The sequence below is a fragment of the Streptomyces sp. NPDC094034 genome (assembly GCF_040303865.1).
Lineage (GTDB): Bacteria > Actinomycetota > Actinomycetes > Streptomycetales > Streptomycetaceae > Streptomyces.
Genome location: NZ_JBEOUD010000036.1, coordinates 18,316 through 34,455 on the forward strand (window position 1 = coordinate 18,316; position 16,140 = coordinate 34,455).

Below are 16,140 nucleotides of genomic sequence, written 5' to 3' on the forward strand. Positions count from 1 at the left end.
CGATCGACCGCTAGCGCTTGGCGTACTTGTAGTACGTCGGATTGTTGTAGTCATGCACGCCGTTCTTGAGCGGGAACCAGGCGATTTCCCCGGTTCGGTGATGAACCATCACCCTTATCTGATTGTACTCACCAAGGTGCTCCATATCGAAGATCGGCGAGTCCTTCCAGTCGCCCCACCCTCGGACATTCCCTTCGTTCCGCCAGAAGTCGGCCCCAGCATTGGTGACTCGCTGAGGATAGGACGAGTCCGATGCCACGGAACGTGCGAGCCGGTCGTGCTTCTTGGTCAGACCCGCCTGCGCGGCCCACTCCGCACTTCGCTCGGCGATGGCCGCCGGTGAATAATTCTCATCCGGCGTCCAGTCACCGCCGTCGGCTCCATCACTTCCACTCTTCTTGCTCTTCGCGGCACAGTTGTGGACGAGAACCGGCTTGGCACCCGCGAGCACGAAGAACGTGTGCGCCGTGTCGACGCTCAGGTTGTAGACCGCCGCCCGCTGCGTCCACGCCTGGACCGCCTCGATCTGGACCCAGCTGCCGTTGCCCGACCTGAGCCACTGGCCCGGCTTCAGTTCGCCGGCCTTCTGCCACTTCTTGAGGTCCGGGCTCCAGAGGAGGTGGCCCTCCGTCGCCGTGATCGTGTCCGTGGCGTCACCCTTGGCACCGTCCGTGTCGACCGTGAGCTTGACCAGGTTCTTCAGGCCCTTGCCCTCGATCGTCGCGGTGACCTCCTGCGCCGAGGTCTTCCCGGTCGTCGGGTCCGTGGCCGTGACCTTGTCGCCTGCCTCCACGTCCTCGATCGGTTTTCTGCCGCCGTCGGCCATCACCACTTCCGTGCCCGGCAGGAAGCTGTTGCCGGTCAGGTCGGCGGCGAGCTGGAGACACGACACGGCCGAATCGACCCTCTCGGCCACATCGCCGATCTTGTCGGCCGCCTTCGCGATGTCGTCCGCGTACTTCACGGCCTTCATGCCCATCCGGCCGGCCTTCGCCGCCCGGACCGCGCCCGCGCCCACTCCGCCCAGGGCCAGGCCGCCCACCGTGGCGACGGCCCAGGCGCAGGCCTCCATGTCGCCCTTGGTGACGCAGTTCTTGATGTCGTTGAAGCCGGTGACCTCTCCGACGATATTGCCGACCGTCTTCACGCCCTCCCAGACCGCCGGGGCGACCTCGATCACGTAGTCCACCGCCGCCGATACGGACTCGACCACGATGCCGATCTGCTCCACCGCCGCGTCGCGGATGGCGTTCGTGACCTTGGCGACGTCCGCGACGACATCGCGGGTGGCCGAGACGATGATCGCCGGGAGGTTGGGGTTGGCCGTGACGATCGCGCCGGCCACCGCCATCAGCGGTTTCGCCGCCGCCACGATGTCGGGGATCGGGTTGTGCTTGGCCACATACGCGGCGACCGACTTGGCCTTGCGGGTGACGGCCTCCCGGGCCGCCTGGACCTGGGCTCTGGCCTCCGCCGCTTTCTGTCTGGCCCAGTCGGCCGTCGAGGAGGCCGCCGAGCTGATCTTGTTGCCGACCCATCTCGTCGCGTTGACGACGGCGTTGACGGCCGTCTTCAGGCCCGACTTCTCGTACACCCACTTCGCGGCGTTGCCCAGGGCGTTCTTGGCGATCCTCAGTGCGGAGAGCGGATGGCGCACGGTGTAGACCGCCGCCTTCCATACCGTCTTCGCGGTCTTGACCACGAACTTCGCGGCCTTGCTGTTCTTGACCTTGTTCCAGGTCTTCTTGCACCAGCCGCAGCTGGGCCAGTTGCCGTCCGGGTCGGTGAAGTTCGTCGGTGAACCGGCGCCGTACGTATAGCGGTTGGCGAGGATCGAGGCGCCCGAGGCGTAGGTGTACGCGTCGCGCGAGTCGAAGGTGCCCGTGCCCGGGTCGTACCAGCGCGCGCCCATGTTGACCTGGTCGGTCTCCGGGTCGGTGTAGTCCCCCTGGAAGCCCGCGCTGCCCGCCTCGTCGGACGCCCCCGCCGTGCCGATCGTCGCGCCGAAGGGGTCGTACGCCGTCGAGGACGCCAGGGATGTCTGCGCGCCGTTCGTCGGCGACATGCCGCCGACCACATCGCCGTGCTTGTCGGTCACGGACAGCTGTGCCGCGCCGCCCTCGGCGACCGAGAGCAGTTCGTCCGCCGCCCCTCGGCCGTAGGTGGCCGAGTTGTCCTTGACCGGGTCGGGGGCGAAACCGGCGTAGGTGAAGTCGACGCCGTTGCGGTCGGCGACCCGGTTCAGCGCGTCGTAGGTGTAGGTCGTCCCGGACTCGCCCGCCTTCGTCATCCGGTCGAACGCGTCGAAGGTGAACTCCTCCGCCAGCCCCGAGCTGGTACGGGAGGCGAGGGTGCCGCGCGCGGTGTAGTCGTACGTGTAGTCCCCGTCGGACAGCAGCCGGTTGCGTTCGTCGAACGTGGCCGTCTTGGCGCCGTTCTTGACGCGGTTGCCGCTGTCGTCCCAGCCGTACTCGGTCGTCGCGCCGTCCGCTGTCCAGGAGGTGAGCCGGCCCGCCTGGTCGTAGCCGTAGGTGTTCTCGCCAGCCTTGGCGGTGCCGGTGCTCGTCTTGCCGGTCAGCTGGTCGTTCGTGTCGTAGTCGTAGTCCGTGGACGCGACGGCCGCGCCGCCGCTGCTTCTGACCGTGTCGGTGTCGAGACGGCCCAGGTCGTCATAGGTGTACGCGCGCGACTGCCCGGCGCCGTAGTCGACCCGCTCGACCGCCCCGGCGCCGTCGTAGTCGTAGCTCTGCTGGACGCCCGTCAACGGGTCCTTCGCGCCCGCCAGTTGCTGGCGCGCGTAGGTGAAGGTCGCGGTTCCGGCCGCGTCGGTGCGCTCGGTCAGCTGGCCGTCGCCGTTGTAGCTGTAGGAGGCGTCGCCCGACGGGCCCTCGGCCTTCAGCAGCAGGCCCCGGTCGTTGTACTCGTATCCGTTGTCGCCCTTGGGGGACGATGCCTTGGTGAGCCGGCCCGCCGCGTCGTAGCCGTAGCGCTTCTCCGCCGTGGCGGCCTCGGCGCCCGCGCCGCTTTCCCGGATCAGATTGCCGGCCTTGTCGTACTCCCGCTCGCGCGTGACCCCGCCCGGCGCGGTCACCTTCACGGCCTGGCCGGTCGCGTCGTACGCCGTCGTCCAGGTGCGGTCGGCGGGCGACGGGTCGCGCGCGGTCGACGGCTCGATGACGGACTCGGGCAGGCCGAGCGTGTTGACGGTGTAGATGGTGCTGTTGCCGCGCCCGTCGGTGTAGCGGGTGCGGTTGCCGAGCGCGTCGTAGCCGAAGGACGTGGTGATCGTTTTGGTGTCCGTGACCGGTTCCGTCTGGCTGGTCAGCCGGTCCAGCGCGTCATAGGCGTAGGTGGTGCTGCGGCCCAGTGAGTCGGTCGCGCTGATCAGGTTGCCCGCCTGGTCATAGCCGTAACCGACCTTGCGCAGCTCGCTGTTGGTGGCGTCCAGGTCGGCGTCCCTGACCAGCTGGCCGAGCCCGTCGTACAGCCTCGACGACGTCCGTCCCTTGCCGTCCGTGCGCCGTACTTCGCGCCCGGCGATGTCGTATCCGAACTGGGTGACCACGCCCGCCGCGTCCGTCAGCCGCGTCAGCTGGCCGAGCGCGTCATAGACGAACAGGGTGGCGGCGCCGCTCGGTGCGGTCTGCTTGACCACATTGCCCGCGTCGTCGTAGTCGTTGCGGGTGGTGAAGGAGCCCGGCTGCGGGCTGCGTTCGATCTGGGTGGTGGTGACCGGCCGGTCCATGTCGTCGTATGTCGTCTCGGCCCGCGCCCCGTTCGGGTCGGTGACCGAGAGCACCTCGCCGGTGCGGGTGTACGTGTACGACCAGCGGGCGCGGTCGTCGCCGGTGCCCGAACCGGTCGGCTCGTCCCTGACCGTCAGACGGTTCTGCCGGTCGTATTCGTAGCGCGTCACCCGCCCCAGCGGGTCGGTCGACTCGGTCACATTGCCCAGCGCGTCATAGGTGTTCGTGACGGTCGGGGTGACGGGCGTGTCGGAGCCGGGCGCCGTGTAGGCGGGCGCGGTGGTGGAGACGACCCGGCCGAGCCGGTCGTAGGCGGAGCGGTTGATCCGGCCGAGGGCGTCCACCGACTCGGTCGCCGCGCCGAAGGTGTCATAGCCGGTGTAGGTGACGGGCCGGGTGGTGACGGGCGCGGCGCCGTCGGACTCCGTGCGTACCTCCGGCGCCTTCATGGACTGCGGCCGGCCCAGCTCGTCGTAGGTGTACTCGGTGGTCCTGCCGCCCTGGTCGGTCCGGGAGGTCGTCAGTCCGCGCTGGTCATAGCCGTAGCTCGTGGTGCGCGACTCGGTGCCGTTCTGGACGGTCTCCTCGATCGCGTTGCCCGCGTCGTCGTACTTGTAGGTGACGGTCTCGGCGTTGACGCTCACCGGCCACGGCACATTGGAGGCGAGCCCGCTGGAGGCGGAGGTCTTCACATTGCCCGCGAGGTCGTAGGTCAGGGTGGTGCGGCGGGCCACCCCGCTCGGGTCGGAGACCGTCGACTTCGTACGGCCCACCTCGTCATAGGTGTACTGCGTGACGAGCTTGCCGTTGCCCGCCGTCTCGGTGAGGACGTTGCCGGCGCCGTCGTAGGTGTTCGCCTCGATGACGATGTCGCGCTTGGTGCCGTCGGGGTTGTGGAAGTCCTTGAGGGTGATGGACTTGACCAGATCGTCGCCGAAGTACTGGTAGACGACGGTGCGGCCCATCGAGTCGGTGTTCCTGGCGACCCGGCCGCCCATGTCGTACGCGAAGGACTCCAGGACCGTGTAGTCGTCGTCCCCGCCGTCGTCCTCCCAGTCGCGCAGCCGGGTCTCGGCCATCATGTTGCGCGCGGTGTAGAGGTAGTCGAAGTGGTTGCCGTTGGCGTCCACCATCGAGGTCTTGTTGCCGAAGACGTCGTAGGTGTACGTGGTCTCGCTGCCCTCGGCGTCGGTGACCGTCTCGGGGCGGCCCCGGTCGTCGAGAGCGAACGTCATCGCCCGCGTCGCGTCGCCGCCGAGCAGATCGCTGACCTCGGTGCGCGTCACATTGCCGTCGGCGTCATAGCTGGTGCTGGTCTGCTGCTGGTGCTTGGCGCCGTTGTTGACGACGTTGGTCGCGGCCGGGTCGGTGACGGTGGCGACCCGGGAGAGCTTGTCGTAGGTGAAGGTCGTGGTGACCCCGGCCGGCTGGGCGTCCGAGACGGTGGTCTCGGTGAGCTTGCGGCCCAGCGTGTCATAGGTGTACTTCGTGATCTGGCCGGACGGTTCGGTCAGCTGGGCCAGATCACCGCTCTTGAAGTAGCGGTAGCGGGTGACCTTGCCGAGCGGGTCGGTGGTGGTCAGCGGCAGTCCGGTGGCCGTGTTGCCGCCGTCGACCGCCGGTTCCGCGCCGGTGGTGTACGTATGGCGCACGACCCCGCCGTCGGGCGCCGTCTGGGTGAGCAGCGCCCCCTTGTCGTTGTACTGGTACTGCGTGCGGTAGCGGTTGTCGGTGACGCCGGTGGAGCGTCCGTCTCGGGTCTCGGAGGGCTGGTCGGCCCGCAGGTCGAAGTCGCCCGTCGGCACCGGATAGGTGGTGTACGTGGTCTGGCAGTCGTCCTTGGACCGGCAGGTCGTACGGCGGACGACATTGCCGCGGTCGTCGTAGCCGAGCGCGACGGTGTCACCGTTCTCGCTGGTGATCGAGGTCTGGAAGCCCTTGTCGTCGTAGCCGAACGTACGGATGGCCACGCCGTCCGCGGGGTGCCGGATGAAGTCGGGCTCGCTGCCGCCGTCCCCCGGTGGATTGGTGCAGAAGGCCGGGTCGCCCGGGTCGGGCTTGGTGCAGATCTCGGCCGGCGGCTCCGTCGGCCCCGGGGAGGAGGGGATCGCGGGTTCGCGGGCGCCCAGCGCCATCGGCTCGCCGTAGCGCAGCATTCGCGAGGTCAGACCGTCGTACTCGTAGAAGTAGGGGGCGTCCATCGGGTCGCGGACCTCGACGGTGCGCCGCAGGTCCTTGTCGTTGCCGAAGACCGCGGGCGTGCCGACCTTCCAGGTGCCGCCATTGCGGTCGGTGTACTCCTCGACCCGGTCGAGGGAGGTGTCGTAGCGCACCTCGGCGGCGGTACGGCCCGAGGGCAGTGTCGTGGAGGTGAGCAGATCGGCGGCCCGGCCGCCCTCGCGGTAGTGGCCCGCGACGGCCGCCGCGCCCAGCGGGTGGTGGTAGACGGAGACATCGTCGATGGTGCCGGCGAACGACTTGGCGGCGGTGGCGCCCCAGCCGGGCCAGGACGCCGGGGTGACCGGACGGGCGGCGCCGATCTGGTTGTACGTCAGATCGTTCTGGGCGAGCTGGGCGCCGGTGAGGGTGCCGGACAGCTTGCCGTCCAGATACAGGTTCTGGGTGGAGCCGGAGACGGAGAGCACGGCGTGGTGCCATTTGCCGTCGTTGACGTTCTTGGTGATGTCGGTGATGGGCGCGGCGGTGCCGGTCCAGAACTGGCCGCGCAGTTTGCCGTCCGTACCGACGTAGAGCAGGGGTGCCCCGCTGGTCGGGGCGGTGCCCCAGGCCTTGTTCTGGTAGCCGACGAGCGGACCGCCGACCCCCGACGCGATGGTCTTGAACCACACCTCGACCGCCGCGTCACGGCTCTTCTTGAGCGTGCCGGAGGGCAGGTCGACGCGGGAGGTGGTGCCGTTGAAGGTGGCCGCCGTACCGGGGTCGCCGGTGATCGCGCCGGCCGCGCCCAGCGTCACATCGGTGTAGGTGCCCCGGTCCTTGCCGAGGTTGACCTCGACGGCACTGTTGGCGGCCGTGCCCTCCGCCTCGCCGAGGCGCCAGTAGGACTCGGGGCGCGAGTCGAGGACGGTGGAGCGGTAGTGGCTGCCCGCGCCGTAGCCGTACTGGGTACAGCCCGCCGCCGGGTCGCACACCTTGTCGAGACGGTCCCCGGTGTAGGTGTAACTCCAGCTCAGCGCGGCTCCGTTGACCGCGTTGGTGGCCACCTTGGTGACATGCGCGCCGGTCCAGGTGAAGGTGAGGGAGCGGCCGGAGCGGGCGTTGACCGCCGTCGAGATCTTCCCGCCGGAGTAGGTGTAGTTGACGACCGTGGAGAACGGGTCGGTGACCTTCACCAGCAGGCCGGACGAGCTGAAGTCGTAGACCGTGCCCGACTTGTCCTGGAGCTTGTACGTACCGGCCGCGGCGTCCGCCGTCAGCTTGGCGAACCGGCCGGGCGGCGGGGCGAACGTACCGTCCGCGTTCTTGCCGAAGCGGACGTCCTGGCCGTCCGGGTAGCGGATGACGACATTGCCCGTGCCGTCATCGTCGGAGGTCAGCCGCATGTCGTACCGCGTCGACCAGCCCGCGCCGAAGGCGGCGTCACGCCTCGGGTCCAGGCTGTTGTACGTCCGTACGAGCGTGAGGTCAGGGCCCACCCCGGCCACGGAGGCGTCGATCGCGGCGGTGGTGAAGTTGCCGACGTTCGGGTCGAACTCCTTGCCCTGGGCCTCGGCGAGCCGCGAGGTGATCTCGGGCTGCGGGACGGCCGCCACCAGCGCGACCTGCGCGGTCGGCACCTCGTTCGACGCGTCCTTGACGAAGCCGCGCCACAGATATGTCGTGCCCCACTTCAGCCGCCCGGCGGGCACCGTGTAGGCGGATCCCGGCTGATACGCGGAGGTGGTGCAGCCGGTCGGCTTGCCGTCCTTGTCCGCCTCGCAGATCTCGAACTTGTACTGGAGCGCCAGGCCGGGCGGCGCGTCGATGTCGACCCCGGCCGCCCACAGCTGCGGGGTGAGGGTCTGCGCCTGGTAACCGTTGGGCGGGAACTGCTCCTTGACCACCGGCGCGATGTCGAAGACCTGGAGGACGAGCCGCCCCGGCGGCACCTGCTCGTCGGTGAAGACCTTGCCGCCGGTGCGGACCATCGTGAAGTCGAGCATGTAGGTGCCCGGCGGCAGCGCCTTGATGGTCGCGTCGAAGGTGATCTTGCCGCCGTGCGCGACCTGTCCCGTGACATCGGCCGCGCGCTGCTGGGTGACGAGCTTGCCCTTGGAGTCGTACGCGCGGTAGGCGAGGTAGTAGCCGCCCGCGGTCCAGGTCTCCGCGCCCTTGTTGGTGACGGTGACCTTGACCTTGCCCGCCTGGTTCTGGAGGACGGGCGGGTCGGGCACCGGCTTGGGGAAGGAGTAGGACGCGTTGTACGGGGAGTGCGTGACGAACAGCTTCGGCGGGTTGGCGGTGGTGTCGCCGGTGAACTTCTTGAACCCGAGCGGGTCACTGGCCGAAGCGCGCAGCGAGAGCCCGTAGTTGGGCTGGCTGCCGTCCACCCAGCGCTGCACCAGGTCACGGCCGCTCTTGCCGAGGTCGAACAGCTCACCGGCGGCGGGGCAGCCGGACTTCGAGGAGCCGACGGCGATATGCCCGTACGCGAAGGACTTGGACGCCAGCGAACCGCCGACCGAGGGGCCGGGGTACGAGCCGCCGTTCGCGACCGTCCAGGACTGGGTCACCGGATGGACGGAGACGGAACGGGGCTTGCAGGAGGCCGCGTCGTAGTTCACGACCTGGAGCTGCGCGCCGAAGATCTTGTGGTTCTTCAGCTCCGTGTCGAGGCCGGGGAAGCCGAGATAGGAGGCGGTGGAGCCGGCCGTGCCCTTGCCGACGTGCAGTTCGTTCGAGCCCGCGACCGGTCCGTTCTCCGTGACGTACATGGAGCGGGAGGACGCGGTGGTGTCGACGGACGGGTCGACCCGGACGGGGAAGGCGCGGGCCGGATCGGTGAGCCAGTCGCGGTCGGCGCTGACCCGCAGGGCCTGGCCGCCGCCGTCGCGCGCGATCAGTTCGTAGCGGACGGCGTGGGAGAGCGCGCCGTTGGCGTCCTCCATGAAGCCGGCCGGGATGACGGCCTTCGTGCGCCCCTGGTCGTCGGCGAGGACGACGGAGCCCGCGCCGCCGGAGCCCGCGGTGCCCGGCTTCGCGGTGAGGCCGGTGAGTGTGAGCGGGAAGTCGAAGGTGGTGGGGGCGTCGGCGGAGCGCAGGACAAGCGTCTCCTTGACGCCGCCCGCCCGCGAGTCCAGCCACAGATCGGTTTCTGGCAGGACCTCGCGGTAGCTGACACGGCTGTCCGCCGCGCCGTTCCCGTCGCCGTTCTCCGGCGTGGCGGCTCCCTTGGCGGCGGTCGCGCCGTCCAGCCCGTACGCGAAGGACTCGCCGGAGGGGAAGGTGACGGCCGCGAGCCGGTCCGCGTCCGCCCGGTCGGCGAGCCGTACGCCCACGGAGCCGGCCGCGCCCGCCCAGCCGCCGTCCGACGCGACCAGCGCGGGGTCGACCGGCCGCCAGGCGCCCGCGCGGTCGCGGTAGTGGAGCGGGGTGGTGGAGAGTTCTGTCGTCTCGGTGCCGTCGGCGTTGGCGTACGTACGGCTGTGCGCGGCGCGCTCGGAGACGATCTCCTTGCTGGTCGCGCGGTCGAAGCCGGTGACGGTGTCGGCGGGGGCGGGCGGCGTGGCGACGGAGGCGGTGTTGCGTCCCTCGGCCGGCTTGCGCACCGACGGCGCGCGCAGCGGGTACTTGGCGCGCAGCGACTGTCCGGTGGTGCGGTTGGTCCCGTCGGCGACCAGATGGTCGCGGCCCTCGGCGCTGCCCCAGCGCTGGCCGGGACCCTTCGCGCCGGGCAGCGGCTCGGGGAACAGCGGGAACCCCACACCGGCCACCGCCACGGTGCCGACGGCGACGACCCCGATCGCGACGAGCGCGATCAACTTGGCCCAGCCTGTGCGGCACAGACGGGCCATCAGAAATGTCCGCACATGCCTTCGGTATGCCGGCACGGTCCCCCCACCGATCCGAGACGAAACGATCAACCAGATGATGAGGAGCATGTGATGGACATGTCGAGACCCGCACGCAGGGTTCATCTACTGGTTTCCTTCGTAGGGGTGTTGTTCACCTGACCGCTACCGCACCGTTCACCCAGGGACGCCTAGCGTCCAGCGCATGACTCTCAATTCGCCCCGAAGAACCGGGCGTTGGACGGCACTCGTTACGGCGGCGGCGGCCGCCCTGCCCCTGCTGATCGCACTTCCCGGCACGGCGCAGGCGGCCGTCCCGTTCACCTGCAACCCCGGTGGCGCGACCTACGCGATCGACTCGGCCGGCAAGCTGCTGCGCCAGGACATGCCGTCGCCGGGCGTCGGCAACGCCCTGCCCGCGGCCGGCACCATCGACACGGGGTGGTCCGGCTACGGCAGGCTGCTCGCCGGTCCCGCGGCCGCGTTCTACGGGATCAAGTCGGACGGCCTCTACTACAGCCACCGCATCAGCGCGACGGCCACCTGGGACGTACACCACAGGAAGATCAGCAGCGCTTTCAGCGAGTACCGCACGGGCGCCAGGGCCGACGACATCACCATGGACCGCGGCGGCAACCTCTGGACGTTCTCCCCCGACACCGGACAGCTGCGCTGGTGGCGCTACGACGCCGCCGCCGATGACTTCGTCGCCGAGGGCGGCAAGATCATCGACATGGGATGGGACCGCTACGACGCGATCTACGCCGGTGACAAGGGCGTGCTGTTCGCCCGCTCCGCCACCGACGGCAAGCTCTACCGGTCCCGTTACGACTTCACCAGCCAGCGCTGGGTGGAGCGCCATGTCCAGGTGTCCGCCGCGGACTGGAGCGACACCAAGTACATGAGCTCGTACGGCGGGGACACGCTGTTCCGCGTCAAGGGCAACGGCGAGGTCCGCTACTACCGTTACGACGAGACGCTGGGCAACTTCCCCGTCTACAACAAGCTGGTGGAGAGCAGCGGCTGGGCGGCGTACACCTCGGTGTCCACGGCCCCCGACGCCTGCCGGCTCGACTCCAACCACACGCCGGCCTCACCGGCCGTGCCGCTGGAGACCTACAGCCGCGGCTCCGCGATGCGCTCCCCCTCGGGCGCGCTGGAGTACGCGTACACCGACAACATCGGCCGGCTGGTGTACGGCAGGCAGTCCGACCCGTCGGACTTCAACGGCGTCAAGTGGACGACGATCTCCGGCAACGAGGCCTTCTCCGGGCAGCCGTCCCTCGCCACGCACAGCGACGGCCGCGTCGTGGTGAGCGCGCACAACACCTCGGGCAGCGTCTGGCAGCGCAACCAGACCGCCGTGTCCGCCGAGGACTGGGGCAACTGGATCAACCTCGCCGGGGCGATGGCCCAGCACGCCGTCACCGCGAAGACCCCGACCGGGCTGCTGGTCCAGTTCGCCTCGGACGCCGACGGCAAGCCCTGGTACCGCATCCAGCAGCGCGCCAACGTGGACTTCATGGGCTGGATGCCGCTCGGCGGCAGCGGCTTCGAAGGGCCGTTCACCGCGGTCACCGTCCGGGACGGGATCCAGCTCTTCGGTCGGAACGCCTCCGGCGTACTGAGCACGGCGCTGTTCAAGGAGGCCGGCACGCTGTCCGCGTGGACCGCGCTCGGCGCGCAGGGCGTGACCGGCACCCCGGCGGTCGTCGTCTACCCCGGCTACCGTCTGCGGGTCTTCGCCACCGACGGCAACGGTACGGTCGTCACGACCTCCCAGTCCGCCGAGGGCGGCGCCTACGGGGAGTGGTCCACGATCGACGGGGTCACCGCGAAGGGCTCGCCCACCGCCGTGATCAGCCCGGTCAACGGGGTCACCGAGGTACTGGTGCTCGGCACGGACGGCACGATCCACAACACCGGTGAGACGCTCCAGGGCACCGGGGTCTGGCGGCCCTGGCAGCAGCCGACCAGCGAGCAGGCGGCCACCGAGCCGACCGCGTTCGAGTACACCAACGCGTCGGGGCCGACCTGGGCCTACATGTTCCGTACGGCGGACAACCAGACCCGGGTGTACCACCTGGACCTGGGCTTCTCGCGCATGGCGCGGAGCGCTCAGGGCGCGGCCGACTCCCCGGCCGAAGCGCCGGTCTTCACCGGCCGGACCCTGCCGGCCCCGCCGGCGAAGTGACGGAGGGGGCGTCGGCCACGGCCATGTGGTCGGCGCCCTCCCGGGGGCCCGGCGGTGACTGGGCGTCCGTCCGCGGGATCGCCGTTGACTGGGCGTCCTTCCGCCGGCTCCGGGCGCCCTTGCGCGGGCGGGGGTCCGGGCGGAGCATGATGGCGCGGGAGACGACGAAGGTGATCGGGATGGCCCCGGCCGCCGCGATCAGCGGCGCGTACCGGCTGCCGAAGTGCATGACGTCCACCAGCAGATAGACCCCGACGGTGGTGATGATGAAGTTCGCCGCGTTGGTGAGCGGGAACAGCAGGAACTTCCGCCAGGTGGGGCGCGTGCGGTAGGTGAACCAGCTGTTCAGGAAGAACGAGCCGATCATGCTCAGCACGGACGCGACGACATGCGCGGCCACATACGGCATCCGGCTCAGCAGCAGCAGGTAGAAGGCGTAGTACGTACCTGTGTTCGCCACGCCGACCAGCGCGAACCTGACCATCTGGATCCGGACCGTCATGTGCGTGCGCGCTCCCCCTGGTTACGGCTCCGGCGGAGGCCGCTTCACTCCAGGAGAACAGAAACCCGGAAGAATGTCGCGGAAGGACATCCCGTACGACCTACAGGCAACCGTTCGATGAACAAAGTGAATTGAGACCTGTTTTCCCGCTTTGTGCTGGCATATTCAATCTTCATGCCAGCCCTGAACAACTTACGCGGCCGGAGCATCGCGTCCGCCGCGGGGGCCCTGCCCGCCCTCTCCGCCGCGCTGATCACCCTGGTCTCCGTCGTCGCCGGTGACGCCGTGGCCCGTGTCTTCCCCTTCGGACCGCGGACCCGCAGCGTCAGCGACCTCGGGAATCAGTTCGTACCGTTCCACGCCCAGCTGTGGGACCTGCTGCACGGACGGGCCGAGGGCGGCCTTCTGCTCAACTGGCGCTCGGGGTACGGCGCCGCTTTCCTGCCCGATCTCGGCACGTATCTGACCAGCCCGTTCGCCGTACTGGTCGGGCTCTTCCCCCGGGACCGGATCGACCTCGCGGTCTATGCGATCACCCTGCTGAAGATGGCGGCGGCGGCAGCCGCCATGACCGCGCTGCTGCTCCATCTGGCCCGGGGCGCCCGCCACTCGCCCCGGTGGGTCGCGGCGGTGCTCGGCGCCGGATACGCGCTCTGCGGCTGGTCCGTCGCCGAGGCGTCGTACAACCCCATGTGGCTGGACGGCCTCATCGCCTTCCCGCTGCTCTGTCTGGTCGGCGAGTGGGCCCGCACGGCGCGGCGGCCGGTGCTCGGCCCGCTGGTCGTCGCGCTCGCCTGGACCGCCAACTTCTACACCGCCTACATGGCGACCCTCGGGGCCGCGCTGGTGCTCTGCCTGCGGCTGCTGCTGGACGACGAACGGACCGTACGCGAGCGCGTCCGGGGCCTGGCACGGGCCGCCGTCACCGTGCTGCTCGGCATCGGGCTGGCCGCTCCCGTTCTCGTCCCCGTCTTCCTCGGCACCCGGTACGCGTCCCCGGGCTGGACCAAGGAGTTCGTACCCGTCCCCTGGATGCAGATGTTCACGCGGCTGCTCCCGGCGACGTACGGCTTCTTCACCCCCGCGCTGTTCCTGGGCGCGTGCGTGCTGCTGCCCGCCGCCGCCCTGCTCGCGCACCGCTCGGTGCCCAGGCGCGTACGGGTGGGCTGGACGGCGCTGGCGGTGGGGGTGGCGCTGTCGTTGCAGTGGGGGCCGACGAGTCTGGCGTGGCACGCCTTCGCGATCCCCAACGGCAGCACCTACCGCCAGACGTTCATATTCGCCGGGATCCTCGTCCTCACCGCCTGGACGGGCATCAGCCATGGCTGGCCGGGCCGTCGCGCCCTGCTCGTGGGTACGGGCGTGCTCGTGGCGGTCGCGCTCGCCGCGAGCGCCGGCGGAGTCCCCGACGCGCGGGCGCTGGCACTCTTCGGCGGCGGACTGGCCGCGGCGGCGGCCGGTCTGGCGCTGGCGCGCGCACGCGGCTACGCCGTGCTCGCCGCGCTGCTGGTGGTGGGCAGCCTGACCGGGCAGGCGGCGGCCACCACCGCCTATGTGGACCGTAAACGGCTGTCGGCGCTGGACGACTACCCGGCCTGGGGCACCGACCAGAGCGCCAGGGCCGCCGCGATCGCGGCGGCCGACGGCTGGCCGCGCTACCGCACGGATCCCGGGCGCGAGCGGATCACCGCCAACGACCCGCTGCTGCTCGGCGGCGAGGGCGGCGCGTACTACAGCAGCCATACACCGGCCGTACTGACCAGCACCATGGCCGCGCTCGGCGGTGGCTGGACCTCCGGCGGCCGGGCGATGGAGAGCCTGGACAACCCGGTCACCGACGCGATCTTCGCGGTGGGCGCGCGTCTGCGTACCGAGCCGGGGCACGCGCCGGTGGTCGTACGGGCACCGGCGCCGCCGCTGGTGACCGTACGGCCGCAAGCGCGGGACATGCCGGCTCCGCGCTATGGGCGTTCGCCCTTCCGCAACCAGGAACTCCTGCTCGGCGCCCGGGTCTACAGCCGTGTCCTCACCTCCCCCCGGGACACCGCCACGTGCCCGGCGAACACCGAGGTCTTCCTCTTCGCACCGGGCCACTACGGCAGGGCGAGGCTGGGCGACCACCCGCCCGTCGCGCTCACCGGCAGACTGCCCAAGCGCAGGGCGGCGATGGTCTCCCTCGGCACGGCGGAGCGCGCGGGCATCCCGGTCACCTTCGACGGCGCGCGCCCGCGCGAGTGGAGCGTGGGCTGCCTCGACCGGCGGCGGCTGTCGGCGGCGGTGGACCAGCTGACGGACACGGGCGCCGTCTCGGTGACGGTGACGAACAGCGGTGTACGTGCCGAGGTCCCGGCCGGCAGCACGGGTCTCGCGGTGCTCGCGGCGCCCCGTATCGCGGGCTGGAAGTGCGACGGCAAACCCGCCGCCTCCCACCTCGGGCTGGTCGCGGCACCACTGAACGGCTCCCAAACCACCGTGGACTGTTCATTTCGTCCCCCCGGATCGCGTTTGGGTTCCGCGGTGGGGGCCTCGGCACTGATCGTGCTGGTCAGCGTGGCTTTCGTCACGGCCGCGCGTCGTCGCGCCATGCCCGCGTCGCCCCCGCGACACCAACCCTTCATCTATTGAGCACTGGAGTGTGGCCCGCCGTGCCCGTGTCGGAGCGTAGTTTCCGCGCATGGCTTCTCTTTTGAGCAACCGGCTGGCGAAGCGCATTCTGCGGCCGGCCGCCGGTATGGTTGACCGGCGCATCAAGCATTCGCCCCTGCGTACTGATCTGGATGCCCTCAAGCGCGAAGTCGCCGACTTGCGCGCTCAGCAGTACGCGTTCGGCCTGCTGTTCGACAGGACGGGGCGCAGCGGTCACCGGGTGCCCACGCCCGCGCAGATCAACACGCTCGTCAAGCAGATCGCCGAGGTCACGGGCGAGGACGGCGCGCACGCGCGGCGCAACGTGACGATCGCGTACCGCAATGTGATCGCCCTGGAGGCGCTGGCCGTTGGCCGGCTGGCGGGCTCCACCTCGAACGTGTGCGGCAAGCTCGCCACCGTGCCGCTGCTCGCCCCGCCGAACCGCGACGTCCTGGAGATCGGCACGCTGTACGGCCTGTTCTCGGCCACGATGATGCGCATGCTGCACCGGGCCGGTACGGAGGCGCGGCTCACGATCGTCGACCCGCTGGTCGGCAGTCAGCTCCAGCCGGGCGCGAAGCAGTCCGCAGAGCCCACGGGCACGCCGGTGCGGATGGACGTCGTACGCGCCAACCTCGCGCTGGGCGGCCGGTCCGGCGAGGAGGCCCGTATACAGCAGGGCTTCTCCGGCGACCCCGAGGTGCGGGCCGCGGTCTCCGACCGTGAGTACGGCGTGATCGTGGTGGACGGCGACCACTCCGCGGAAGGCGTGCTGGCCGACCTGGAATGGGTCGAGGAGATCGTGGCACCCGGCGGGATCGTCGTTCTCGACGACTACGGCGACGGCCACTGGCCGGGCGTCCAGGAGGCCACGGACAAGTACCTGGCGAACGGCACGTCGCGACTGGAGATGCTGGGACGCGTCTCGACGTCGGCGTTCCTGCGGGCGCGGGCCGCGTAGGGCCCCCCACCGACGTCAGCCCGCCGCCCCCGTCCCTCGCCCCCCGCCCGGTGGGCCGAGGGGCGGGGGCGGCGGCCGACCAGCAGCCTGGTCGGCCT

General features: G+C 70.3%; 4 protein-coding genes and 1 pseudogene. 3 read left to right on the forward strand and 2 right to left on the reverse strand.

Annotation, left to right across the window (positions count from 1 at the left end):
• Window positions 1-10: 10 nt before the first annotated feature.
• Entirely contained in the window at window positions 11-9,775 is a 9,765-nt protein-coding gene (locus ABTZ59_RS27200) for a LamG-like jellyroll fold domain-containing protein (protein WP_351418413.1), read from the reverse strand.
• A gap of 187 nt (window positions 9,776-9,962) precedes the next feature.
• Here ABTZ59_RS27200 and ABTZ59_RS27205 point away from each other — a divergent pair, with 187 nt between their 5' ends.
• A complete protein-coding gene (locus ABTZ59_RS27205; RefSeq protein WP_351418422.1) occupies window positions 9,963-11,951 on the forward strand; it encodes a tachylectin-related carbohydrate-binding protein in 1,989 nt (662 codons plus the stop codon).
• 109 nt (window positions 11,952-12,060) lie between these two features.
• On the opposite strand, the pseudogene ABTZ59_RS27210 reads toward ABTZ59_RS27205, so the two are convergent.
• Window positions 12,061-12,453, reverse strand: a pseudogene (locus tag ABTZ59_RS27210) (GtrA family protein); the annotation flags it as partial.
• 174 nt (window positions 12,454-12,627) lie between these two features.
• On the opposite strand from ABTZ59_RS27210, the gene ABTZ59_RS27215 reads away from it, so the two are divergent.
• Both ABTZ59_RS27215 and ABTZ59_RS27220 read left to right on the forward strand, forming a co-directional pair.
• Complete coding sequence (locus ABTZ59_RS27215; RefSeq protein WP_351418426.1) at window positions 12,628-15,078, forward strand: YfhO family protein; 2,451 nt, start codon at window positions 12,628-12,630, stop codon at window positions 15,076-15,078.
• Between the two features lie 49 nt (window positions 15,079-15,127).
• Window positions 15,128-16,042: a class I SAM-dependent methyltransferase gene (locus ABTZ59_RS27220; RefSeq protein ID WP_351418431.1), complete on the forward strand. Its 915-nt coding sequence runs from the start codon at window positions 15,128-15,130 to the stop codon at window positions 16,040-16,042.
• Window positions 16,043-16,140: the final 98 nt, after the last annotated feature.